Consider the following 21,703-nt stretch of genomic DNA (forward strand, 5'->3'; position numbering starts at 1 on the left):
TCCTGCGATCATGCGTTCGAACGCGTTGTCCCCAATGCAGTCATCCAGCACCACTGCTGCGTCCACCACGACGCTCTCGATTCTTCCCGATGCGGCGAAGCTGGTGTTTCGCGGCAAGACCGAGGCGATCGAGGCTGCCGGGGCGCATTTTGGCGTCAAGCCGAGCCTTGAGGCCTGCCGCTTCGCGGCGGTCGGCGGCCGGTCGGTCCATTGGCTGGGGCCGGACGAATGGCTGTTCCAGGCGGTGAACGAGGATCCGATCGAGGTATTCGGGGGGATGTCGGCAGCGCTGCAGGCGCAGGCCTGCTCGCTGGTGGATGTCAGCCATCGTTCGGATGGCATCGCGGTTGCAGGTCCAACGGCGGCGCTGGTGCTGAACCATGGCTGCCCGCTGGATCTGTCCCTCAAGGCGTTCCCGGTCGGCATGTGCACGCGCACGGTGCTGGGCAAGGCATCACTTCTGCTGTCACGTTCTGAAGAGCAAGTGTTCCATGTGGATGTATGGCGTTCGTTCGCGCCCTATGTCTGGCAGTTCCTCGACGAAGCGCGAAACCTGTCCTAGCAGCCCGGCTGCGCCCTGGAGACCGTACGATGATTGGAACGTTCGATCTCTTCAAGATAGGCATCGGGCCGTCGTCATCGCATACGATGGGACCGATGAAGGCCGCGGCGCTGTTTGCCAGCCAGCTTGCGGTGCGCGGTCTGTTGAAGGATCTCGCGCGCGTGAAGGTCGAGCTGTTCGGCTCGCTGGCCTGGACCGGTCGTGGCCATGGCACCGACAAGGCGGTCGTTCTCGGGCTTGCCGGCAAGTTTCCCGAAACGATCGATCCGGAAGAAGCAGAGACGCTGGTCGATGGCGCCCGCACGGCTGGCACGCTGCGAGTGGCCGAGCGGCGCAATGTCCCGTTCGATTTCGTGAATGACATCGTTTTCGACGGCGTGACCGAGCCGCCGAACCATCCGAATACGCTGGCGCTCTCCGCCTTCGATGCGGCCGGTCATGTTCTTCACGGTGAGCGCTGGTGTTCCGTCGGCGGCGGTTTTGTCGTTCTGGAAGCGCAGGTCGGCATCGTCGGCATCGTCGAAGACGTTCCCGTCCCGCATCCTTTCAGGTCGGGCAAACAGTTGCTCGAGATCGGTGCGAAAACCGGTCTGTCGATTGCGCAGATCGTCATGGCCAACGAGATGTCGTCGCTCCCGGCGGACGAGATCGAGCAGCGGCTCGATCGCATTATCCAGGTGATGATGGACTGCATCGATCGCGGCATGACCAAAGAGGGGCAGTTGCCGGGCGGGCTGAACGTCAAGCGCCGCGCGCCCTCACTGCATCGGCGTCTTGTCGCCGCCGCAAGCTCGAACAGCCGCACCCAGCATGAAGTAATGGATTGGGTCAGCCTGTACGCGATCGCGGTCAATGAGGAGAATGCGGCCGGTAGCAAGGTGGTGACGGCACCGACCAACGGCGCGGCTGGCATCATCCCGGCCACGCTTCGTTATTTCCGCGACCATTGTCGCGAGGCGTCACCTGAAAACATGCGCGTGTTCCTGCTGACGGCCGCAGCGATCGGCGCGCTGTTCAAGATGAACGCGTCGATTTCTGGAGCGGAGGTCGGCTGCCAGGGCGAGGTTGGCTCGGCCTGTTCGATGGCGGCGGCGGGGCTCGCGGCCGTGCTCGGCGGCACCAATGAGCAGATCGAGAATGCCGCCGAGATCGGCATGGAGCATCACCTTGGCATGACCTGCGATCCGATCGGCGGGCTGGTGCAGGTACCATGCATCGAGCGTAACGCGTTTGGCGCGGTGAAGGCGATCAATGCGGCGTCGCTCGCGTTGCAGGGCGATGGCACCCATGTGGTGCCGCTCGACAAGGTGATCGCGACGATGCGCGAGACCGGACGCGACATGCAATCGAAATACAAGGAGACCTCGCTGGGAGGCCTCGCTGTCAATCTGGCAGAGTGTTGAGGGAAGACCATGACTCAAGCTGAACTCGCGGCATTCTTCACGACCGATCTCGCCCAAGCGGACCCGACCATCTCGTCGTCGCTGGCCGGAGAGCTCGGCAGGCAGCGCGACGAGATCGAACTGATCGCATCCGAGAACATCGTATCGCGTGCGGTGCTGCAGGCGCAGGGCTCCGTGCTGACGAACAAATATGCCGAAGGCTATCCCGGCCGGCGCTACTATGGCGGCTGTCACTTCGCCGACGAAGTCGAGGAGGTGGCGATCGAGCGCGCCAAGACGCTGTTCGGCTGCAGCTATGCCAATGTGCAGCCGAATTCGGGGAGCCAGGCCAATCAGGCCGTCTTCATGGCGCTGATGAAACCCGGCGACACCTTCATGGGTCTCGATCTCGCCGCAGGCGGTCACCTCACGCATGGCGCCAAGCCGAACATGTCGGGCAAGTGGTTCAATGTCATCAGCTATGGCGTTCGCCGCGACGACTGCACCATCGATATGGAGCAGCTTGAGAAGCTGGCAGTGGAGCACAAGCCGAAGGTGATCGTCGCCGGCGGCTCAGCCTATTCGCGGTTCTGGGATTTTGCTGCGTTTCGCCACATCGCGGATGCGGTCGGAGCCTATCTGTTCGTCGATATGGCGCATTTCGCTGGTCTTGTGGCCGGCGGCGCTCATCCGTCGCCGTTCCCGCATGCACATGTGGTGACCTCGACCACTCACAAGACGCTGCGCGGCCCGCGCGGCGGACTGATCCTGACCAATGACGAGGACATCGCCAAGAAGATCAATTCGGCGATCTTCCCGGGATTGCAGGGCGGGCCACTGATGCATGTCATCGCCGCCAAGGCGGTGTCGTTCGGCGAAGCGCTGCAGCCCTCGTTCCGCCAATATGCGGCCAATGTCGTTGCCAATGCGCGCGCGCTGGCGGACACGCTTTCAAAGGCCGGTTATCCGATCGTCACCGGCGGTACCGACAATCACCTGATGCTGGTCGATGTCCGGCCGAAGAACCTGAACGGCAAGCTCGCCGAGGCGGCGCTCGGGCGGGCGAACATTACCTGTAACAAGAACGGTATCCCGTTCGATCCGGAGAAGCCGACCATCACGTCGGGCATCCGGCTCGGTTCGCCGGCCGCGACGTCGCGCGGCTTTGGCGTCGGTGAATTCGAAGAAGTCGGCAAGCTCATTGCCGCCGTCCTGGATGCGAATTCCAGCGCGCCGGACGAGGGAGCGCCGGAGGTCGAAGCAAAGGCACGTGGCCGCGTCGCCGATCTGGTTGCGTCGTTCCCGATCTATCGATCCTGATCAGGCAGCTTGATGGAGCGCTTCGGAGAGGGGCAGGCGGAAGGGATATTCATCCAAGGGCTGAATGTTCACGCGCGCCACGGCTTGCTGGAGCATGAGGCGCAACTGGGGCAGCGTTTCGTGATCGATATCGATTTGCAGGTCGACCTCTCCGACGCGGCCAGTTCGGACGACATCGGACAGACGATCGACTATGCGTCGGTCGTCGCCACCGCGACTGAGGCATTTCTGGCGTCGCGCCATGTGCTGTTGGAGCGGGCCGCAGCAGCCATCGCCGACGGGGTTCTCGATGTTCATGCGCGCGCCAGCGCCGTGCGCGTCACTGTCCACAAGCCGCAAGCGCCAATCACGGCGATCTTCGAAGACGTTGGCATAAGGCTGACGCGATACCGCGCCGACAGGCATGGTCGGACCGCGTGATGCAGGCGTCCGCGGATACCGCTGCGCGGCAGCCACACCAACATGTTTCCCCCCATAGCGATCGCAGCCACGCGATCGAGCCCATCACCGAGACAAGCAAGATGACGAAGAAGAACTGGATCCTGACCTTCTATTGCCAGGATCGTCCGCGCATCGTGTCGACCGTCACGACGGCGGTTTCCGATGTCGACAGCAACATCCTGGAAAGCGCGCAGTTCTGGGACCGGACGACCAATCGCCTGTTCATGCGCATTGCTTTCGAGACGCCGGATGCGATCAGTAGAAAAACACTGGAATCGGTGCTCAATCCGGTGTTGTCTCGATTCGAGATGAATGCCGTTCTGGTCGATGCAGCGTCGCGTCCCCGGGTGATCATCATGGTCTCCAAGTCGGACCATTGTCTCGAGCAGCTGCTGTACCAGGTTAAAGTCGACTGGCTGAAAGCCGAGGTCGTCGCGATCGTGTCAAACCACCGCGACTGCGAAGCGATCGCTGAGCAGGCGGGGATCCCATACTATCACTGGCCCGTCAGCAGCGAGACCAAGCTGGAGCAGGAGCGGCAGCTCTACGAGCTGTATCTGAAGGAAGGCGCCGATCTCGTCATTCTTGCGCGTTACATGCAGATCCTGTCGGACGACCTGTCGAGCAAGCTCTATGGTCACGTCATCAACATCCACCACTCCTTCCTGCCGAGCTTCAAGGGCGCGCGGCCCTATCATCAGGCCCACGACAGGGGCGTCAAGATCATCGGCGCCACCGCACACTACGCGACGCCGGATCTCGATGAGGGCCCGATCATCGAACAGGAGACCGAACGGGTGACGCACGCGTCGACCTCGGACGATCTCATCGCCGTTGGGCGCGACATCGAGTCGCGAGTGTTGGCGCGCGCCGTGCGGCTTCATCTCGAGCGTCGTGTCCTTTTGAATGGACGCAAGACGGTGGTGTTCTAGAGCCCGGAATGCGACGACCAATGACGCCACGAATGCTCGTTTGAGGAGCACGGATAGACCAAGATTTGATCTTCGCGATGAATTTTGCAGCGCAGCGGAAATCATTGTGTTTGCTACGCAAAATGGTTTCGACGAGCTGTCGGCCCGCCAACCAAGAACAGGCAGTCGATATTCGGTAGTTATGACGCAATTCTACAAGCAACAGCGCGCGTGCATCCTATCTGCCGTATTCGCGGACCACTAGCGTCGCAGGCTGGATTAACTGGGAGGATCAGTGATGGGGACGATTACCAAGCGTGGTTTGGCCGCATTGGCCGTTGCGAGCGTATTGCCACTGGCCTTTGGCAGCTTCAGCGCGGCCTTCGCCAAGGATAAGGTGAAGATCGCATTCGTGGGTCCACTGACCGGCGCTATTTCGCCTCACGGTATTGGCGGACGCAACTCGGCCGAACTGGCCGTGAAGCTGATGAATGCCGAACCCAACACCAAATATGAGTATGAGCTCGTCGTGCTTGACGACGAGTGCAAACCCAACGTTGGCGTGCAGGTCGTCACCAAGATCGCGTCCGACCGTTCGATCATTGCCGCGATACCGCATTACTGTTCTGCCACTGCGATTGCTACCGTCGATATCTTCAATCGCTTCAAGATGCCGATGGTCGTGTGGGCGGCAGTGCTGCCCGAAATTACCTATGCCAAGAAATATCCGGAAGTGCACCGCGTCAGCGGCATCCTGATCGGCCAGAACCGCATCGGCGCGCAGTTCATGAAGGCACGCGGTTACAAGAAGTTCGTGTCCTTCGCCGACTCCACGGACTACGGCAAGTCGATGAACAAGTACTTCACCCAGTTCACGCTCGAGAACGGTAGTGAAATTCTGGGCAGCTTCTCGGTCCCGCCGGATCAGCAGGATCTGTCGGCCGAGCTGACCAAGATCAAGGAGCTCAATCCGGAGGTCATCTATTTTGGTGGCCTGACGCCGCTAGGTGCGCGCCTCCGCACGCAAATGGCCAAGTTCGGCATCAACGCGCAGTTAGAGGGCAATTCCGGTATCATGGGCGACGCGTTCGTCAACGCCGCTGGTCCGGAGCTCGCCGAAGGCACGCTGACCTTCTTCGACAGCCCGCCGTTGTCCAAGATGCCGGGCGGCAAGATGTTTTCGGATGCCTACAAGGCCGCCGGCTATTCCGAACCGCCGGAAGCTTACGGACCGTTCGCCTATGTCGCCACCCGCCTGGTCATGGAGACCATCGAGAAGGTCGGGCCGGATCGCGCCAAGGTCACCGCCGACCTTGGCGATGTGAAGGATCGTCCGTCCATCGTCGGTCCGGTCACCTTCGACGACCATGGCCAGAACATCACGCCGCTGACCACGAGTTACGTCGTCCAGGACGGCAAGTGGGTGGTCTGGGAAGAAAGCGAATACGTGTCCGGCAAGCGCAAGCTCAAGAACCTGCCGTAAGCGCGGATCGTCAGGACATCCCATGGGTATGATCGGTCAACACCTGCTGAATGGTTTGATGCAAGGAACGATCTATGGCCTCGTCGCCATGGGGTTCACCATCTTCTTCGGCGTCATGAACGTGATCAAGTTCTCGCACGGGGACGTGCTCACGCTCGGCGCCTTCGGGGGCCTCGTCGCCGTCTGGGCGGCGAACGCGCTGGGACTGTCGGTGCCGCTGCAGTTCATTGTCGCGCTGTGCGTGGCAATGGCACTGACCGCGGTGGTCGGTGCCGGCATTTCGCATTTCCTCATCATGCCGCTGCGCAATGCGCCGCCGCTCAACATGCTGCTGATGACGATGATGGTCGGTACGGCCATCCGCGAAGCCATCCGGCTGTTCTTTCCGAACGGCACCAATCCGCAGCGCTTTCCGGAGCTGCTGCCGGCCGGGGGCTTCAATATCGGTCCGTCGTTCTTCCGCACGGACGCTATTATTCTGATCATTGCCGGCGCCGCCTCGATCGGCGCCGTTTACTGGATCATCAACCACTCCAAATTCGGCCTTGCGATGCGGGCGGTGGCCGAAGACACCGAAACGGCACGTGTGATGGGGATCAATTTCGGTCGCATCATCCCGCTGACCTTTGCATTGGGCTCTATCACCGCAGGCTTCGCCGGCATGATCTATGCGCTGTATTACAGCGAGATCAATTACAGCATGGGCCTGCTGTTGGCCGTAATCGGCTTCACGGCTGCGATCGTGGGTGGTCTCGGCAATATCTGGGGCGCGATTATCGGCGGCTATCTGTTCGCGGGGCTGCAGACTTTCGTCGTCGCTGCAATGCCGTCGATGAGCGACTACAAGAACGTGTTTGCTTTCGTGCTGATCATCGTCCTCATCACCTGGCGGCCGACCGGGCTTCTCGCCGAACGCGGGAGCGAACGGGTATGACGCCGAGCTCTCGGACGCTTGCACGGGGGCCGGTGTGGCCGCTGTTTGTCGCTGTGGCCTTCGCCGCAGTGGCGCTCACGGCACTGGTCCTGATCGAAAACCAGAAACTGCTCGGCGCCGCACTGGCGATCACGGCTGCGTTCTGCTTCTGCGCCGCCCGGTTCGGAGGCGTCGCCGCGACGGAAGTGGCCGCTTCGGAAAATCCCTGGCTGCTGCGCGGCCTGATCACGGTGGCCTCGCTCGCCGTCATCTTCGTGCTGCGCGACGACAATTTCGGCTTGCTTATGCTGGCAACGGTGCTGATCTACGCGACCATCTGTCTCGGCCTCACTGTGCAGATGGGCTATGCTGGCCTGACCAACTTTGCAGCCGCAGCTTTCGCGGGCACCGGCGGATATACCGCAGCGATGCTGGGACAGCAGGGCGGTCTGCCCGATGCGCTGGTTCTGGTCTGTGGCGGCTTGGTCGCGGTCTTCATCGGCTCGCTGCTCATCCTCCCGGTGCTACGCACCCGCGGACACTACGGCGCGCTGACGACCATGGCGTTCGGCGTGATGTTCAACGTCTTTCTCGATGCGAATGACTTCTTTGGCGGCCCGCAAGGTCTGAAGCTTCCCGGCATCAATCTGTTCGGCTGGGACTTCACCAATGACATCCACATCTTCGGCCTCGTGCTGTCGTCCTATGTGAACTACGTGATCCTGACCGGTATTCTGACGGCGCTGGCGATGATCTTTGTCGGACTGCTGGACCGCTCATGGGTCGGTGTCTGGTTCGATGTGGTGCGCCTTGACGAGACCGCAGCATCCGTTTTTGGACTGAAGATCGCTTACTGGAAAGTGCTGGCATTCACGATCGGCAACTTCCTCGCCGGTCTGATGGGGGCGGTCTATGCGAAAATGACGGGATTCATCGCGCCCGCGAATTTCACATTCGGTGACTCGCTGGTGATGGTGTCCATCGTGATCCTCGGTGGCATCGGCAATCGCTGGGGCGTGCTACCCGCGGCGCTGATCGTCGTCCTTCTGCCGGAAAAGCTTCAGTTCATCCAGGAATACCGGCTGATCTTCTACGCCGTCCTGGTCATCGCGATCCTGACCATGCGCCCGGACGGTCTGGTGGCACGCCGGGTCCGTAAACTGCGCGCGGAGGCAAGCGCATGACGGGTTTGTCCAACAACGTGCTGCTCGAAAGTCGCGGTCTGACGGTCCGGTTCGGCGGCCTGTTCGCACTCAATGAGCTGAATATCGACGTCCACAATGGCGAAGTGCTCGGACTGATTGGGCCGAACGGCTCGGGCAAGACCACGTTCCTCAATGTGATCAGCGGCGTCTATTCCGCAAGTGCCGGCAAGATCTTGCTGGGTGGCATCGATATCACCCGCGAGAAGGCGCACAACATCTCGTCTTATGGCCTGTCGCGCACGTTCCAGCGATCGCGCCTGTGTCTGTCGCTGTCGGTGTTCGACAATATTGCGCTGGGTGCGCAGCGAACACTGAACAATGGCCTCTGGCACAATATCGTGCAGCGGAAATCATTCGCTGCGGAAGCGCGGAAGATCGCGGAGGAAGCCCGCGAACTGCTGCATGTCTTCAATCCCGCGCTGCCGGACAAACTGTTCGATCCGGCGATCTCGCTCGGCATGATCGATCGGCGTAGGGTTGAGATCTGCCGCGCGTTGATCGGCAAGCCAAAGCTTGTGCTGCTCGATGAACCGTCTGCCGGCATGACCCATGACGAGACGGATCAGGTGGTGGATGAAATTCTCGGCATCCGCAAATCGCTCGGCGGGCTCACGATCATCATTGTTGAGCACGAAATGGGCTTGATCGAACGGGTCACCGATCGCTGCGTCGTGCTGAACTACGGCAAGAAGATCTGCGAAGGAAAATTCCGTGACGTTGCGGCCGATCCTGTGGTCCGCGAAGCCTATCTGGGGCAAGCATGAGCGGTCATCTCACAGTCGAGAACATCTTCACCGCCTATGATCGGGCCGACGTGCTATCCGGCATTTCGATCGACGTGCAGCCGGGCAAGATTACTTGTATCCTCGGCTCCAATGGTGCCGGCAAGTCGACGCTGATCCGCTCGATTCTGCGGCTGACGCCGCCGCGTGCGGGCTCCATCGCTTTCGAAGGCAAGACGCTCGATCAGATGGCCACGCATGAGATCGTCGGTCTCGGCATTGCGTGCATTCCCGAAGGGCGCCGGATCTTCGCGAAGATGACGGTCGAAGAGAATCTTCGGGTTGGCGCCTATCTCGTCAATGCGGAGAAGACAGTCAAAGCGCGCCTTGGCAAGGTGTATGAGGTGTTTCCGCGCCTGAAAGAGCGCGCCAAGCAGCTTGCCGGCACTATGTCCGGCGGCGAGCAGGCGATGGTGTCGATCGGCCGCGGAATGATGACGGATCCCAAGCTTCTGATCATCGACGAGCCATCGTTGGGCCTATCTCCGCTGTTTGTGCAGGAGAACTTCAATATCGTGCGCCGGCTCAACGAAACCGGTGTGACCGTCCTCCTGGTCGAGCAGAACGTCAACCAGACCCTCGCCATCGCCCATTACGGCTATGTGCTGTCGCAAGGCAAGATCATCGTCCAGGGTGAATCCGAGATGTTGGCAAAGAACGAGGAAGTCCAGAGCGCCTACTTCGGTGGAGCGCACTGATCAGAAAGAACGTCGCTAGCCGGCACGGCTGCCGCATAATAACGAAAAGTCAGACTATCATCTGAAAGGAAACGTCATGTCCTCCACCATTCATGAAAGCGCCATCGTCGTCGATGGATTGATCATCTCGGACTTCGGGCGTCCGGTCTTCGAGGACATGCGCAAGGGCGGACTGACCGCCGCCAACTGCACCTGCTGCGTCTGGGAAGGCTTCGAAGCCACCATGCGCAACGTGGTCAAGTGGAAGCGCTGGTTCGCCGACAACGACGACATCCTCAAGCAGGTCTACACCACCGCTGATATCCTGAAGGCCAAGGAAGAAGGCAAGACCGGCATCATCCTGGGCTGGCAGAACGTCACGGGTATCGAAGATCAGATCGGCTATCTCGGTCTGTTCAAGGAGCTTGGCGTCGGCATCATCCAGATGGCCTATAATACGCAGAACCTGGTCGGCACCGGCTGCTACGAGTCCAAGGACGGTGGCCTGTCCGACTTCGGCCGCGAGGTCGTCGCCGAAATGAACCGCCTCGGCATCCTTTGCGACCTGTCGCATGTGGGATCGAAGACCAGCGAAGACGTCATTCTCGCCTCCAAGCAGCCGGTTGCCTATTCGCACTGCCTGCCAGCCGGTTTGAAGGAGCATCCGCGCAATAAGTCCGATGAGCAGCTTCGCTTCATCGTCGATCACGGCGGCTTTGTGGGCGTCACGATGTTTCCGCCTTTCCTGAAGCGCGGTCCGGCATCGACTGTGGACGATTATGTCGAGGCGATCGAATACGTCATCGATATCTGCGGCGAGAACAGCGTTGGCATCGGCACCGACTTCACGCAGGGCTATGGCCAGGAATTCTTCGACTGGATCACCCATGACAAGGGGTATGGCCGCCGCCTCACCAATTTCGGCGACGTCATCAATCCCGAAGGTATCAAGACCATTGGCGAATGGCCGAATCTCACCGCCGCGATGGAGAAGCGCGGCTGGAAGACCTCACGCATCGAGGCCGTCATTGGCAAGAACTGGGTCAATCTCCTGAAGACTGTTTGGGGGGCCTGAGATGGGGAAGCCGCAGGTTGACATCAATGTCGATGACCAGACCGGGCGTTGGTCGGTCGATGCGACTAATATGATTCTGGTGCCGCAGCACTTCTACATGAACAACCACTTCGCCATCGAGGCGGCGGTGGGAGCTGCGGAGCTGGAGCGCATTCTGCGGCCGGCCGGTCATCGCTCGGCCTATTACTGGTGCGAGAAGGAAGCCGAATTCCACGGCATGTCCGGCGTCGATGTGTTCCGTCACTATATGCGCCGCATCACGCAGCGCGGATGGGGCCAGTTCGACGTGCTCGACGTGTCTCCGGAAGGGGGGACTGCGACGGTGCGTCTGCGCAATTCGGCGATGGTTGATGACGAGCGCCGGAATAGCGGCCGCAAGGTCTGCTACATGTTCGCATCCTGGCTCGAAGGCTCGCTCGAATACGTGGCGGCAAGCGCTGGTCGAAAGCTGACGCTTCGCGCGGAGGAAGTCTATTGCGAAGCAGAGGGTAAGCACGACCACTGCCTGTTCAAGGTTGAGCCCGCCTAGTTTACGCAGGCCAGATCCGTCGGCAGGGTAATAGGACGCGGCTACGCTGGCTGTGGCAACCAGAGCGGGCGGGTGTTCACGGAGCAAGGTCACTATGGCCGCACAATTTTGGCTATCGCCTCGGTCTGCTCGGCGCGCCAGCCAGAATAGCGCAGGCAGAGACATCAATTGGGAGCCGTTCCACCAACGGGACTGAGCAGCGCTTAAACGGGCTCCAGATGCACTTGCAAATGAGTTGCAATAAGCTCGAATATCGGCCATCTTGGCGCAATGGATGCCAAATCGCCCGCCATTACCGCCGAGCCGCTTGTGACGACCGTAAACGACTCCGTGGATCAGCCGGGCTGGCGCACGAGCCGAGGAGATCCGTCGCTCGCGGGCATGTTCGGCACGATCCGGACGGTCAAAAACGGCTCGTTCTGGCGCAAGCTGCTGGCGTTTCTCGGACCGGGCTATCTGGTCGCGGTTGGCTATATGGACCCTGGCAACTGGGCGACGTCGCTCGCCGGCGGCTCGAAGTTCGGTTATGCGCTGCTGACGGTGGCGCTGGTCTCCAATCTGATGGCCATCGTGCTGCAGTCGCTCTGCGCGCGTCTTGGCGTGGGTGCGGGGCGCGATCTGGCGCAGGCCTGCCGCGATTCCTATCCACGCGCGGTATCATGGGTGTTGTGGCTGTCGGCGGAGATTGCGATCACTGCGACGGATTTGGCCGAAGTCATCGGCACCGCTATCGGCCTCAACCTGCTGTTCGGTATTCCGCTTGAGATCGGCGTCATCATCACGGCGCTCGACGTATTCCTGATTTTGGCTTTGCAGGCGTTTGGCTTTCGCTGGATCGAGGCCTTCGTGGTGGCGCTGCTTGGCGTCATCGCGGCGTGTTTTGCGATCCAGATTGCCATGGCCGATCCCGATTGGGGCGCGGTGATCCGCGGTTTTGCGCCGACGACCGAGATCGTCGCCAACAAGGAAATGCTCTTCCTGGCGCTCGGTATCCTCGGCGCAACTGTAATGCCGCATAATCTTTATCTGCATTCCGGTCTAGTGCAGACCCGCGGCTATGGCGACAGTGTCGCGGAGAAGAAAGAGGCGATCAAGCTCTCGACAATCGATTCCACCATCGCGCTTTGTCTGGCGCTCACCATCAATGCGTCGATCCTGATCCTGGCGGCTGCGACATTCAACAAGACCGGCAGGACCGACGTCGCCGAACTCGATCAGGCGCACGCGTTTCTGGCGCCCTTGCTGGGCTCAAGCCTCGCACCGACCTTGTTTGCCATCGCGCTTCTGTGTTGTGGTCTGAACTCGACGATCACGGCAACACTGGCGGGCCAGATCGTGATGGAAGGCTTCATCAATCTGCGCGTCGCGCCGTGGCTGCGCCGCATGATCACGCGGATGATTGCCATTGTGCCGGCCGTCATTGTCACGATCTGGTATGGCGAGAAGGGGACCGGGCAGCTCTTGATCCTCAGTCAGGTCGTGCTGAGCCTGCAACTGCCATTCGCCGTGGTGCCGCTGGTACTGTTTACGGCGAGCCGCAGCAAGATGGGACCGTTCGTTGCGCCGCGCTGGATTACAGCGCTTGCTGCGATAACGGCGGTCGTCATCATCGCGCTGAATGCGAAGCTGGTGGTGGATTTCTTCGCGGGCCGCTAGTCCTGCGGTTCGGGCATCGTCTCGCCCGTCGCGTCCACGCGCAACCATCCTGACGGCGCCAGCCGCTGCTGCGGCAGGTAGCGGCCCTTGTAATCCATCTTCTTGGAGCCTTCGATCCAGTAGCCAAGATAGACGTAAGGGAGGCCGAGCCGCCTGGCGCGCGCGATGTGATCGAGGATCATGAAGGTGCCGAGCGAGCGGCTTTCCTCACCGGGCTCGAAGAACGAATACACCATCGACAGCCCGTCGCTCAGTACGTCGGTCAGCGCGACTGCGAGCAGGTCCTCGCCGCGGCCGGTAATGCCGGTGTCAGCGCCACGGCGGCGATATTCGATGATGCGGGTTTCGACGTGGCTGTCTTCCACCATCATGGCGTAGTCGAGCACGGTCATGTCGGCCATGCCGCCGTGGCGATGGCGCTGGTCGAGATAGGCGCGGAAGACGGAATACTGTTCCGAGGTCGGCACGGCGTTGCGTTGCTCGCCGATCACGTCGGCGTTGCGCGCCATGATCTTGCGGAAGTTACGCGACGGCTTGAATTCATTGGCGATGACGCGGACGGAGACGCAGGCGCGGCACTGGTCGCAGGCGGGGCGATAGGCGATCGACTGGCTGCGCCGGAAGCCGCCATGGGTGAGCAGGTCGTTGAGATCGCCGGCCTTGTCGCCGACCAGATGGGTGAAAACCTTCCGTTCGTGCCGGCCCGGCAGGTAGGGGCAGGGCGACGGCGCCGTCAGGTAAAATTGCGGAGTGTCGCGGGAGTGCTGGGTCACGGGTTGCCGTCAGTCTCCGAAGCAGTTTGGCATAGCATCGCGCCGGCCGGGCAAACGGTCAATCGCTTTGCCCGGCCAGGTTGGCGTCATTTGTGGCTGTTAGTAGGCGCGGCCGGGCGGCTGGGCGTAAGCGGCACGAACCACGGAGTTGTTCACAACCACGGTTCCCAGCACGAGGTCATGCAGCAGCTGACGACGGCCGTTGAGCAGGCCGACCACCAGCACCAGCGGCGTGAGTAGCGACACCGAGGCCCAGAACAGGACCGCGTGTGCGGCGCCAAGCACGAAGTACCCTGGTGTGCCGCTGAAGGTGCGCATCTGCAGATCCATCATCCGCATGCCAACGGTGGCCGAATGCGGACCGCCCAGCGACATGCCGTAATAGACCACCGGCCAGATCACTGTCGCCGGCGAGACCAGCCAGAACAACGCCCAGCCGAGGCCGAGGGTGACGACGCCGAACAGAAGAATGAAAACCCAGGCCAGCACGATCGGAATCGACAGCACCACGAGATCGATCAGAAAGGCGACAATGCGCCGCATCATCACGCCACGGAACAGATCGGGCTGCGCATAGGGATCGAAGGCATGGGCGCGCGGCGGTGTCCCGGCACTGCGCCAAGTGTCGCCTTGCCAGCTTCCGTTGTTGGGGCCGCCAGCATTCGAACCGGTGTCAGACATGACGCATCCCTCCGTTTGCATCCTCACGATGCATCACATGGATATCACCGGACCGCGCAACAAGTGCGCGGAATCGTTACAGACTGTCCATGATGCAGATCAGGCGAGGCTTGAGCGCGGATGCGCTCAGCGCGATGCCTTGATGCGTTCAGCGGCGTGCGGCGCGAAATAGGTCAGCACGCCATCGGCGCCGGCGCGCTTGAAGCCGAGCAGGCTTTCCATGATGGCGCGGTCGCCGTCGATCCAGCCGTTGTTGGCGGCGGCCATGATCATCGCGTATTCGCCGGACACCTGATAGGCGAAAGTCGGCACCGCAAAGGTGTCCTTCACGCGGCGGATGATGTCGAGATAGGGCATGCCCGGCTTGACCATGACCATGTCGGCGCCTTCGGCCAGATCGAGTTCGACTTCGCGGAGCGCCTCGTCGGAATTGGCCGAGTCCATCTGATAGGTGCGCTTGTCGCCGGTCAGCGTCTTGGCCGAGCCGATGGCGTCGCGGAACGGGCCGTAGAAGGCAGAGGCATATTTCGCGGCATAGGCCATGATCTGCACGTCCAGGAATCCGGCGTCGTCGAGCGCTTCGCGGATCGCGCCGACCCGGCCGTCCATCATGTCCGATGGCGCAATGATATCGCAGCCGGCCTCGGCCTGGACCAGCGCCTGCTGGATCAGTACGGCGACCGTCTCGTCGTTGAGGATCTTGCCATCCTGGATCAACCCGTCATGTCCATGGCTGGTGAACGGGTCGAGTGCCACGTCGCAGAGCACGCCGAGATCCGGGAATTCCTTCTTGATGGCGCGCACGGACTGGCAAACCAGATTGTTGGCGTTGCAGGCCTCAGTGCCCATCTCGTCGCGCAGCGACGGGTCGGTATAGGGGAATAGCGCGATGCAGGGGATGTCCAGCTTCATGGCGCGCTCGGCATCACGCACCGCCTGATCAACGCTCAGCCGTTCCACGCCGGGCATCGAGGCGATGGCCGCGCGCTGGTTGTCGCCATCGATCACGAAGAGCGGCCAGATCAGGTCATCGGTCGTCAGCACGTTTTCGCGGACCAGCCGGCGGGCCCATTCGGACTTGCGGTTACGGCGGGGGCGGGTGGTCAGGCCGAGGGAGGGGGCGTCATAAGCGGCCGGGCGGGGGGCATCGCGCAATTCGATGGGACGCCCGAACTTGATTGCCATAATACCGTCTCTCCCGCGGGCCTTCGTGAGGTTGAAAGCCCCTTAAATTCGACCTGTTTCAAGTCTAGCACTTCGACATCGCCGCGTCACCGCGATCATGCACGTCATGCGCGCATGACGTGATGGGCTGGGTCATTGATTTTGCAGGCCCGAAGGCCCACAAAAAGCCCCCATGAATCATCCAGACCATCGTTTGAACTTTCAGGTCCCACTTCCGAGATCGCATTCGCATGTCTGAGCAGATGCCGCGCGACCTCGGATCGAGAGAGCCCACGTCGCGAGACCACGCCATGTCGGTTGCGGCGATCTCGTCCGGCCGCATCGAATCCGACGAAAACATCTGGACCCGGCGGCTGGTGCTGTTCCTGCGCGTGATGGCCGTCGTCTCGATGATGCAGGGCCTCTATCACTGGGCACAGGTCACGGGCTTCGTCGGCACTGAGGACGACGCCTTCGAGGTCCAGACCATGGCCTGGCAGACCGCCACGATCTATTTCGCCGTCATCGAGCTGGTCAGCGCCGTCGGCCTCTGGCTCGCGACGCCGTGGGGCGCGGTCGTCTGGCTGACGACCGTGGTGTCCATGGCGGTCATCGAGCTGATGTTTCCCACCATCTATGGCGGCAATCTCCTGATCGTCGGCGTGCAGGCTGCGTTTCTCGCAGGCTACCTTGCGCTGGCATGGATGGCGGCGCGCGAGCGGCCGCCATAGGCTCAACACATCAAGCAGAGGCCTCGCAGAAGGCCCTGCATTCAGGGAGGTCATGTTGAACCAGCTTTATTCCGGCGGCACAGCCGGTAGTCTCGTCGTCAGTGCCATTGCCCGCTACGGCGACCAGCCTGCGCTCGCGGACGGAAATGTCCGCTGGAGCTATCGTGAATTCGGCGACGTGGTCGCGCGTTTCATCAGCCTGTTCCGCAGCCTCGGCCTCAGGAAGGGCGATGCGCTCTCGATCCTGTCCGGCAACCGCGCCGAGAGCTGGGCTGCGATTTCCGCCGCCACCGTGATGGGCCTGCGCTACACGCCGCTGCATCCCATGGCCGCCGAGGACGATCACGCCTTCATTCTCGAAGACGCCGAGATTTCCGCGCTGATCGTGGAGGCCGGCAAGTTCGCCGCGCGTGGCCTTGCGCTGCGCAGCCGTGTGCCGGGCCTGAAACACCTGCTGTCCTTCGGCGCGCTCGACGGTGCGCGCGACCTGCTGGCCGAACTGCCCAATGCGACGCCGGCGCCGCTGGTGGACGAGAGCAGCGTCGACGATATCTGCTGGCTCGCTTACACGGGCGGCACCACGGGCCGCTCCAAGGGGGTGATGCTGCCGCATCGCGTGCTGGTGGCGATGGCGCTGGCGATCTATGCGGATTGGGACTGGCCCGCCGATATCCGCTATCTCGCCGCGACGCCGATCAGCCACGCTGCGGGCATCACGCTGTTTCCGGTAATGTTGCGCGGCGGCTTCGCGCGGCTGGTGCAGGGTTTCGATGCGGAGACCTATTGCCGCGTGGTGCACGAGGAGAAGATCACAGCGACCTTCCTGGTGCCGACGCTCATTTACGCGCTGATCGACGCGCCGGAGCTGCGCGCCAGATACGACATGTCGTCATTGCAGATGATCGTCTATGGCGCGGCGCCGATGTCGCCGGACCGGTTGCGCGAGGGCGTCGGCATTTTCGGCAATGTGTTCGTGCAACTCTACGGCCAGACCGAAGCGCCGCAGATCATCACCACCATGCGCAAGATCGATCACGACGACTCAAAGCCCGGTCGTCTCGGGTCCTGCGGCCGCGCCAATCCGATGGTCGAGGTGAAACTGTTCGATGCCGATATGCGCGAAGTGGCGACAGGGGAGCCTGGCGAGATCTGCGTGCGCGGCTCGCTGGTGATGGATGGTTACTGGAAGCGGCCCGATGCCACCGAAGAGGCGTTCCGTGGTGGCTGGCTGCACACCGGCGATGTCGCGGTGAAGGATGCTGACGGCTTCTTCTATATCGTCGATCGCACCAAGGACATGATCATCTCCGGCGGCTTCAACATCTATCCGCGCGAGGTCGAGGATGCGTTGATGGCGCATCACTCGGTCGCGTCCGCAGCTGTGATCGGCATTCCCGATGCGAAGTGGGGCGAGGCGGTGAAAGCCTTTGTCGTGCTGAAAGCCGGCGCGAATAATTCCGCGGAGGAACTGCAGGCGTATGTGAAAGACAAGCGCGGCGCGCCGTGGTCGCCGAAAACCATCGATTTCGTCGCCGAAATCCCCGTGACGGGCCTCGGCAAGATCGATCGCAAGGCATTGCGCTCCCCATATTGGGAAGGACGAACGCGCGGCGTTGCGTAAAATTGTCGAATTAATTTTCGGGGCACTGGCGGTAAGACTTCGGTCACCCTAACGCGCCGGTTACGAACCTTACGCGAGTGTTTCGAATTTTACGCAAGCTGTTTCGCTATGCGACAGATCGGGAGGACAAAGCTGGAACATGGGCTTCGCAGCGTGAATCAAACCTTGCGAAAACCCCTTGTTTCACCGGCTTAATCTCAGATTCACTGTCTCAAATTCATGATCTCTTTATTGTCTTATTTAAGCGGTTCTTCAAACGCTCCCCCTTAAGTTGGCCCTATCAGGCGGAACACAAGTTTCGTCGAATAAGTCGATAAAAACGACAACAGGGGTAGTGTCATGATGAAGACCGTTGCGACGGTGGAAAGCGTCGATCTCGTTCCGGGCCAGGCGCCGGTTCAGCCGCTTTATCTGGAAGCCTTGACGTTGGTGGAGCGTCTGCATCGCCGCCTGCTCGACGTCATCAAGGACGAATTCGATCGTCGCGGTCGCGCTGATATCAATTCGGTGCAGGCTCTGCTGCTCTATAACATCGGCGACAAGGAATTGACCGCCGGCGAGCTGCGCACCCGCGGTTACTATCTCGGCTCCAACGTGTCCTATAACCTGAAGAAGCTCGTCGAACTCGGCTTCCTCGATCATCAGCGTTCGCGCGTCGATCGTCGCTCGGTTCGCATTCGTCTCACGTCGCAGGGCCAGGAAATCCGCCACATCGTCGACGCGCTGTATCAGAAGCACGTCAAGACGGTCGAGCAGGTCGGCGGCATCTCCAACGAGGAATTCGCGACCCTCAACAAGTCGCTGCATCGCCTCGAGCGCTTCTGGACCGACCAGATCCTGTATCGCCTCTGAGAATTTGAAAGATCGGAGAATTCTGAAGGGAGACGTGAAGGCGCACATGCGGGGAATGCACCCCCGCAAGATGTTCCGGCCATCAAGGCCGGTCATGCGTCTCCCTTCCATGTTGCCTTGATCAATAACACGCCGGCCAACGGCGGATGTTTCGACCTCAATCGGCCTTGCTGGAAACGGCGGGCCGATTTGCTTTTCCGGTCCTCGAAATTCTCTCCCGCGATGGAACCAAGTTCCCTCTCGCCGCTTATCGCTTTGTCAGAAGGGATCAAGCCATGTTGGTCGAACGCGGTCTGAAGGTGATGAATGTCGAGGCGGTGGGCGAGGCCTATGCCATCGCTGCGAACTACCTGCGTAAGTCCGGCGCGATCCCCGATACCTATCTCACCAATGATCGACTGCTGGAAATCATCGTTCGGATGTTTCATCGCGGCGAGAGCAACAAGCTGCGCCTAGCAAATAGAGCGATCGCGCAATTCCAGGCTGCTCAGCCTCACGCGACGTAGCCTGTTTCCTATTTTCTGATGTCCAATAGGGAAAACGACGACATGCAGACTGCCATCGACCGCATCATGCACACTTATAACCTGATGACGAGCCGCACCCAGGCGGCATCGGACGAAGCCCGCACCAAGCTGACCGACTATGTGCAGTCGCTGTTCGATGGCGGCGAGACCGATCCGCATCGGCTGACGGTATTTGGGCTGACCTATCTGCGTGAGCTTGATGGGAGTAATGATCCGGTGAAGGCTGGATTTACCGGGCTTTGAGGGAGTAGGCGCAATAGCACGGCGTTTACGCGCTGGCGCCTTATTCAAGGCTTTGTCAGATTCAAATTTCAAACAGCCACTGCCCTTCAGACATGCGTCATCACCCCTATTATTTGCGGCGCGGGGGCGCCGTCGTGTCTTGCATTCCCGCCCCCTTGTGAGAGGGCGTGCGGAACGCCGGGTGCCCGATGCACCCTTGGGCCTGATGCCGATGCGGTCTTCCGCAAATTGAGTGCATCAGGACTTTCGGAGGCGCCGAGCGATTGCCCAGCGTTCCGCCTGCGGTGTTTTTTCGGTTGCTTGCACTTTGCCTCGACGAACGCTCCGATCGCGAATTAAAGTCCCAAGGCGATGGGAAGGGAGCCTCAAGCGAATAGGCCGGATACGTTTTGACTTGGTCGTCCGTCACACCGTCCAGGGGTCTGGCCATCCGAAGGTCGGTCGTCTCCTTGCCAGTGGCAGTGCTGGCGCAGATCCGTCCTGCCCGAAGACAGACGTCCCCCATGAACCGCGTGACGCCGCATCTCCGGCGTCCACCGCATCCAGCCCCGCGAACGTGACGATCGCGCTCGCCCCTCTCATCGGGGCTGGACGAAGGAGAATATAATCAAGTAAGGGATATTGTCAACGGAAGATTAGGAAAAATATCTGAGGGAACCTCGATTGCTCCAGGGTCGTCATTCTGGGCGTGGCCGGCACTTGCCGGGCGTTAACCCGGAATCTCGACATGGGAATCTCCAGACAGCGACAAACACTCCGAGATCCCGGGGGCGCACTGCAGCGGCTTCGCGCGCCCCGGAATGACGGCGGAGGCAAGCACATCGGGATGCCGGGCTCATGCCGATCGCTTCGCGGTTCTATGGCCTCGAACTATCGCTCGACAAGATGCGTGCGCGAGACTGCAGGTTCAAACCGATCGGCGAAATACTGCGTTTCGTTGGCCACCCGTCCGTCGCGGAACTCCATGACGCTCACCGCGTAGGATGGTACACCGTCATAGGTCAGGATGAATTCGGTGACCCATAATTCGCCGTTGCCGATAATCCGCCGAACCGTAAAACGTTTCTCATTCGGCTGGACAAGTCGGCTCATCTGAATGTTGTGCCGACCGCGGATGCGTTCCCCCGATTGGGGATAATAAAGCATCGCATCCTCATGGTAGATGTCGTGTTCGATATCGAAATCGTTCGCGTCCGATGCTGTCCAATGACGCTCCAGGGCGGCCCGTACATCGTCCATCTCAACCTCCTGCGATAGGCCTCAGGTTGGCGGCTTGGCTTGGTGCAGAGGGGAAGGGAGCCGAACCTCTCCACAATTTCAGTCAGTGGCCTTTCCGGCAAACTAGCACGGAAAAAGGCCCCGAAGATTTTCTCGTTCGCTGTATCATCGCAATCGATGGGCCTTCCGAATAATAATCCTCGAAGACTTCTCTCACGCCGACGGTCTGCAGATCGGGCCAACGAACAACACAAGGAAACGCCGATGCTCACGCTTCATCATCTAAACGACTCCCGCTCGCAGCGGATCATCTGGCTGCTGGAAGAGCTCGGCGCGCCCTACGATCTGAAGACCTATCAGCGCGATGCACAGACGCGGCTGGCGCCGCCGGAACTGGAGGCCGTGCATCCGCTCGGCAAGTCGCCTGTGATCGTCGATGGCGATGTGACCATCGCGGAATCCGCGGCGGTCGTCGACTACGTCATCCGCCGTTATGGCAAGGGCGCGATGCGGCCCGCGGAGGGCACTCCGGAATATGAGGCCTATCTGGAATGGCTGCATTACGCCGAGGGCTCGGCGATGTTGCCGCTGATGCTCAATCTCTACGTGTCTCGCCTGAAGGAGGCCGGCGCACCGCTGCAGCCGCGGATCGACGGTGAAATGGCCCGGCATCTCGGTCATGCCGACCGGGCGCTGCAGGGCCGCGCGTTCTTCGTCGGCGACAGCCTGACCGGCGCAGACATCCAGATGAGCTTCGTGGCCGAGGTCGCCGGCAGCTTCAATCGGTTGGCGGCATATCCCGATCTGGCCGCCTGGATCGGCCGGATGCATGCCCGCTCGGCGTTCCAGCGCAGCGTCGAGAAGGGCGGGGCATACCGGCTGGCGAAATAGGAGATACGGATTGTCATTCTGGGGCAGGCCGGACCGCGAAGCGGTCGGCATGAGCCCGGAATGACG

The 21,703-nt window shown here is 61.0% G+C and carries 23 protein-coding genes; 19 read left to right on the forward strand and 4 right to left on the reverse strand.

What is annotated here, in order from left to right; all coding sequences use genetic code 11:
• Positions 1-34: 34 nt before the first annotated feature.
• From CIW50_RS16350 to CIW50_RS16410, 13 genes are all read left to right on the forward strand, one after another.
• Complete coding sequence (locus CIW50_RS16350) at positions 35-562, forward strand: sarcosine oxidase subunit gamma (protein ID WP_172980352.1); 528 nt, start codon at positions 35-37, stop codon at positions 560-562.
• Between the two features lie 29 nt (positions 563-591).
• Entirely contained in the window at positions 592-1,965 is a 1,374-nt protein-coding gene (locus tag CIW50_RS16355) for an L-serine ammonia-lyase (RefSeq protein ID WP_149532273.1), read from the forward strand.
• Positions 1,966-1,974: 9 nt separating this feature from the next.
• The gene (glyA, locus tag CIW50_RS16360; RefSeq protein WP_149532274.1) at positions 1,975-3,264 is read left to right on the forward strand and encodes a serine hydroxymethyltransferase; all 1,290 of its coding nucleotides are present in this window, start codon (positions 1,975-1,977) and stop codon (positions 3,262-3,264) included.
• Positions 3,265-3,276: 12 nt separating this feature from the next.
• Positions 3,277-3,684 (forward strand): dihydroneopterin aldolase, encoded by a 408-nt coding sequence (folB, locus tag CIW50_RS16365; protein ID WP_149532514.1) that lies wholly within the window; start codon positions 3,277-3,279, stop codon positions 3,682-3,684.
• A 101-nt stretch (positions 3,685-3,785) separates the two neighbouring features.
• On the forward strand, positions 3,786-4,637 hold the full coding sequence (purU, locus tag CIW50_RS16370) for a formyltetrahydrofolate deformylase (protein ID WP_149532275.1): 852 nt from the start codon (positions 3,786-3,788) through the stop codon (positions 4,635-4,637).
• Between the two features lie 277 nt (positions 4,638-4,914).
• Positions 4,915-6,099 carry a branched-chain amino acid ABC transporter substrate-binding protein gene (locus tag CIW50_RS16375; RefSeq protein ID WP_149532276.1) on the forward strand — a complete coding sequence of 395 codons (1,185 nt, stop codon included), beginning with the start codon at positions 4,915-4,917 and terminating at the stop codon, positions 6,097-6,099.
• Positions 6,100-6,121: 22 nt separating this feature from the next.
• On the forward strand, positions 6,122-7,033 hold the full coding sequence (locus CIW50_RS16380) for a branched-chain amino acid ABC transporter permease (RefSeq protein ID WP_068737795.1): 912 nt from the start codon (positions 6,122-6,124) through the stop codon (positions 7,031-7,033).
• Positions 7,030-8,196 carry a branched-chain amino acid ABC transporter permease gene (locus tag CIW50_RS16385; RefSeq protein WP_149532277.1) on the forward strand — a complete coding sequence of 389 codons (1,167 nt, stop codon included), beginning with the start codon at positions 7,030-7,032 and terminating at the stop codon, positions 8,194-8,196. The genes CIW50_RS16380 and CIW50_RS16385 overlap by 4 nt, the downstream gene beginning before the upstream one ends.
• Complete coding sequence (locus CIW50_RS16390; RefSeq protein ID WP_149532278.1) at positions 8,193-8,981, forward strand: ABC transporter ATP-binding protein; 789 nt, start codon at positions 8,193-8,195, stop codon at positions 8,979-8,981. Before CIW50_RS16385 ends, CIW50_RS16390 begins: the two co-directional genes overlap by 4 nt.
• Positions 8,978-9,697: an ABC transporter ATP-binding protein gene (locus CIW50_RS16395; RefSeq protein WP_149532279.1), complete on the forward strand. Its 720-nt coding sequence runs from the start codon at positions 8,978-8,980 to the stop codon at positions 9,695-9,697. Before CIW50_RS16390 ends, CIW50_RS16395 begins: the two co-directional genes overlap by 4 nt.
• A 76-nt stretch (positions 9,698-9,773) precedes the next feature.
• Entirely contained in the window at positions 9,774-10,751 is a 978-nt protein-coding gene (locus CIW50_RS16400) for a dipeptidase (RefSeq protein WP_149532280.1), read from the forward strand.
• 1 nt (position 10,752) lies between these two features.
• Positions 10,753-11,280 (forward strand): DUF5943 domain-containing protein, encoded by a 528-nt coding sequence (locus CIW50_RS16405; RefSeq protein ID WP_149532281.1) that lies wholly within the window; start codon positions 10,753-10,755, stop codon positions 11,278-11,280.
• 270 nt (positions 11,281-11,550) lie between these two features.
• Positions 11,551-12,936 carry an Nramp family divalent metal transporter gene (locus CIW50_RS16410; protein ID WP_149532282.1) on the forward strand — a complete coding sequence of 462 codons (1,386 nt, stop codon included), beginning with the start codon at positions 11,551-11,553 and terminating at the stop codon, positions 12,934-12,936.
• Here the strand turns inward: CIW50_RS16410 and CIW50_RS16415 are convergent.
• The 3 genes from CIW50_RS16415 to hemB all read right to left on the reverse strand — a co-directional run bounded on the left by CIW50_RS16415 (position 12,933) and on the right by hemB (position 15,575).
• Positions 12,933-13,709: an arginyltransferase gene (locus CIW50_RS16415; RefSeq protein ID WP_149532283.1), complete on the reverse strand. Its 777-nt coding sequence runs from the start codon at positions 13,707-13,709 to the stop codon at positions 12,933-12,935. The two genes, CIW50_RS16410 and CIW50_RS16415, sit on opposite strands and share 4 nt — an antisense overlap.
• 99 nt (positions 13,710-13,808) lie before the next feature.
• Positions 13,809-14,390: an RDD family protein gene (locus CIW50_RS16420; protein ID WP_149532284.1), complete on the reverse strand. Its 582-nt coding sequence runs from the start codon at positions 14,388-14,390 to the stop codon at positions 13,809-13,811.
• Positions 14,391-14,516: 126 nt separating this feature from the next.
• A complete protein-coding gene (gene hemB / locus CIW50_RS16425; protein WP_149532285.1) occupies positions 14,517-15,575 on the reverse strand; it encodes a porphobilinogen synthase in 1,059 nt (352 codons plus the stop codon).
• Between the two features lie 230 nt (positions 15,576-15,805).
• On the opposite strand from hemB, the gene CIW50_RS16430 reads away from it, so the two are divergent.
• The 5 genes from CIW50_RS16430 (at position 15,806) to CIW50_RS16450 (ending at position 19,528) form a co-directional block, all read left to right on the forward strand.
• Complete coding sequence (locus CIW50_RS16430; RefSeq protein WP_149532286.1) at positions 15,806-16,285, forward strand: DUF6163 family protein; 480 nt, start codon at positions 15,806-15,808, stop codon at positions 16,283-16,285.
• A gap of 52 nt (positions 16,286-16,337) precedes the next feature.
• On the forward strand, positions 16,338-17,906 hold the full coding sequence (locus CIW50_RS16435) for an AMP-binding protein (protein WP_149532287.1): 1,569 nt from the start codon (positions 16,338-16,340) through the stop codon (positions 17,904-17,906).
• A gap of 339 nt (positions 17,907-18,245) precedes the next feature.
• Positions 18,246-18,758: a transcriptional regulator LdtR gene (gene ldtR / locus CIW50_RS16440; RefSeq protein WP_149532288.1), complete on the forward strand. Its 513-nt coding sequence runs from the start codon at positions 18,246-18,248 to the stop codon at positions 18,756-18,758.
• 275 nt (positions 18,759-19,033) lie between these two features.
• Positions 19,034-19,264, forward strand: coding sequence for a hypothetical protein (locus CIW50_RS16445; protein WP_149532289.1), 231 nt, complete (start codon positions 19,034-19,036; stop codon positions 19,262-19,264).
• A 42-nt stretch (positions 19,265-19,306) separates the two neighbouring features.
• The gene (locus CIW50_RS16450) at positions 19,307-19,528 is read left to right on the forward strand and encodes a hypothetical protein (RefSeq protein ID WP_149532290.1); all 222 of its coding nucleotides are present in this window, start codon (positions 19,307-19,309) and stop codon (positions 19,526-19,528) included.
• 870 nt (positions 19,529-20,398) lie between these two features.
• Here the strand turns inward: CIW50_RS16450 and CIW50_RS16455 are convergent.
• Positions 20,399-20,767, reverse strand: a complete 369-nt coding sequence (locus CIW50_RS16455) for a nuclear transport factor 2 family protein (protein WP_149532291.1) — start codon at positions 20,765-20,767, stop codon at positions 20,399-20,401.
• A gap of 243 nt (positions 20,768-21,010) precedes the next feature.
• Between CIW50_RS16455 and CIW50_RS16460 the strand changes: the two genes are divergently transcribed.
• A complete protein-coding gene (locus CIW50_RS16460; RefSeq protein ID WP_149532292.1) occupies positions 21,011-21,637 on the forward strand; it encodes a glutathione S-transferase family protein in 627 nt (208 codons plus the stop codon).
• The last annotated feature ends 66 nt before the right edge of the window (positions 21,638-21,703 follow it).

It is taken from the genome of Tardiphaga sp. P9-11 (assembly GCF_008329525.1).
GTDB lineage: Bacteria > Pseudomonadota > Alphaproteobacteria > Rhizobiales > Xanthobacteraceae > Tardiphaga.

Bases quoted from the DNA above. Each gene is read 5' to 3' on its own strand.
- CIW50_RS16350 (WP_172980352.1), top strand. From the start codon at position 35: ATGCAGTCATCCAGCACCACTGCTGCGTCCACCACGACGCTCTCGATT.
- CIW50_RS16355 (WP_149532273.1), top strand. From the start codon at position 592: ATGATTGGAACGTTCGATCTCTTCAAGATAGGCATCGGGCCGTCGTCA.
- glyA (WP_149532274.1), top strand. From the start codon at position 1,975: ATGACTCAAGCTGAACTCGCGGCATTCTTCACGACCGATCTCGCCCAA.
- folB (WP_149532514.1), top strand. From the start codon at position 3,277: ATGGAGCGCTTCGGAGAGGGGCAGGCGGAAGGGATATTCATCCAAGGG.
- purU (WP_149532275.1), top strand. From the start codon at position 3,786: ATGACGAAGAAGAACTGGATCCTGACCTTCTATTGCCAGGATCGTCCG.
- CIW50_RS16375 (WP_149532276.1), top strand. From the start codon at position 4,915: ATGGGGACGATTACCAAGCGTGGTTTGGCCGCATTGGCCGTTGCGAGC.
- CIW50_RS16380 (WP_068737795.1), top strand. From the start codon at position 6,122: ATGGGTATGATCGGTCAACACCTGCTGAATGGTTTGATGCAAGGAACG.
- CIW50_RS16385 (WP_149532277.1), top strand. From the start codon at position 7,030: ATGACGCCGAGCTCTCGGACGCTTGCACGGGGGCCGGTGTGGCCGCTG.
- CIW50_RS16390 (WP_149532278.1), top strand. From the start codon at position 8,193: ATGACGGGTTTGTCCAACAACGTGCTGCTCGAAAGTCGCGGTCTGACG.
- CIW50_RS16395 (WP_149532279.1), top strand. From the start codon at position 8,978: ATGAGCGGTCATCTCACAGTCGAGAACATCTTCACCGCCTATGATCGG.
- CIW50_RS16400 (WP_149532280.1), top strand. From the start codon at position 9,774: ATGTCCTCCACCATTCATGAAAGCGCCATCGTCGTCGATGGATTGATC.
- CIW50_RS16405 (WP_149532281.1), top strand. From the start codon at position 10,753: ATGGGGAAGCCGCAGGTTGACATCAATGTCGATGACCAGACCGGGCGT.
- CIW50_RS16410 (WP_149532282.1), top strand. From the start codon at position 11,551: ATGGATGCCAAATCGCCCGCCATTACCGCCGAGCCGCTTGTGACGACC.
- CIW50_RS16420 (WP_149532284.1), bottom strand. From the start codon at position 14,390: ATGTCTGACACCGGTTCGAATGCTGGCGGCCCCAACAACGGAAGCTGG.
- hemB (WP_149532285.1), bottom strand. From the start codon at position 15,575: ATGGCAATCAAGTTCGGGCGTCCCATCGAATTGCGCGATGCCCCCCGC.
- CIW50_RS16430 (WP_149532286.1), top strand. From the start codon at position 15,806: ATGTCTGAGCAGATGCCGCGCGACCTCGGATCGAGAGAGCCCACGTCG.
- CIW50_RS16435 (WP_149532287.1), top strand. From the start codon at position 16,338: ATGTTGAACCAGCTTTATTCCGGCGGCACAGCCGGTAGTCTCGTCGTC.
- ldtR (WP_149532288.1), top strand. From the start codon at position 18,246: ATGATGAAGACCGTTGCGACGGTGGAAAGCGTCGATCTCGTTCCGGGC.
- CIW50_RS16445 (WP_149532289.1), top strand. From the start codon at position 19,034: ATGTTGGTCGAACGCGGTCTGAAGGTGATGAATGTCGAGGCGGTGGGC.
- CIW50_RS16450 (WP_149532290.1), top strand. From the start codon at position 19,307: ATGCAGACTGCCATCGACCGCATCATGCACACTTATAACCTGATGACG.
- CIW50_RS16455 (WP_149532291.1), bottom strand. From the start codon at position 20,767: ATGGACGATGTACGGGCCGCCCTGGAGCGTCATTGGACAGCATCGGAC.
- CIW50_RS16460 (WP_149532292.1), top strand. From the start codon at position 21,011: ATGCTCACGCTTCATCATCTAAACGACTCCCGCTCGCAGCGGATCATC.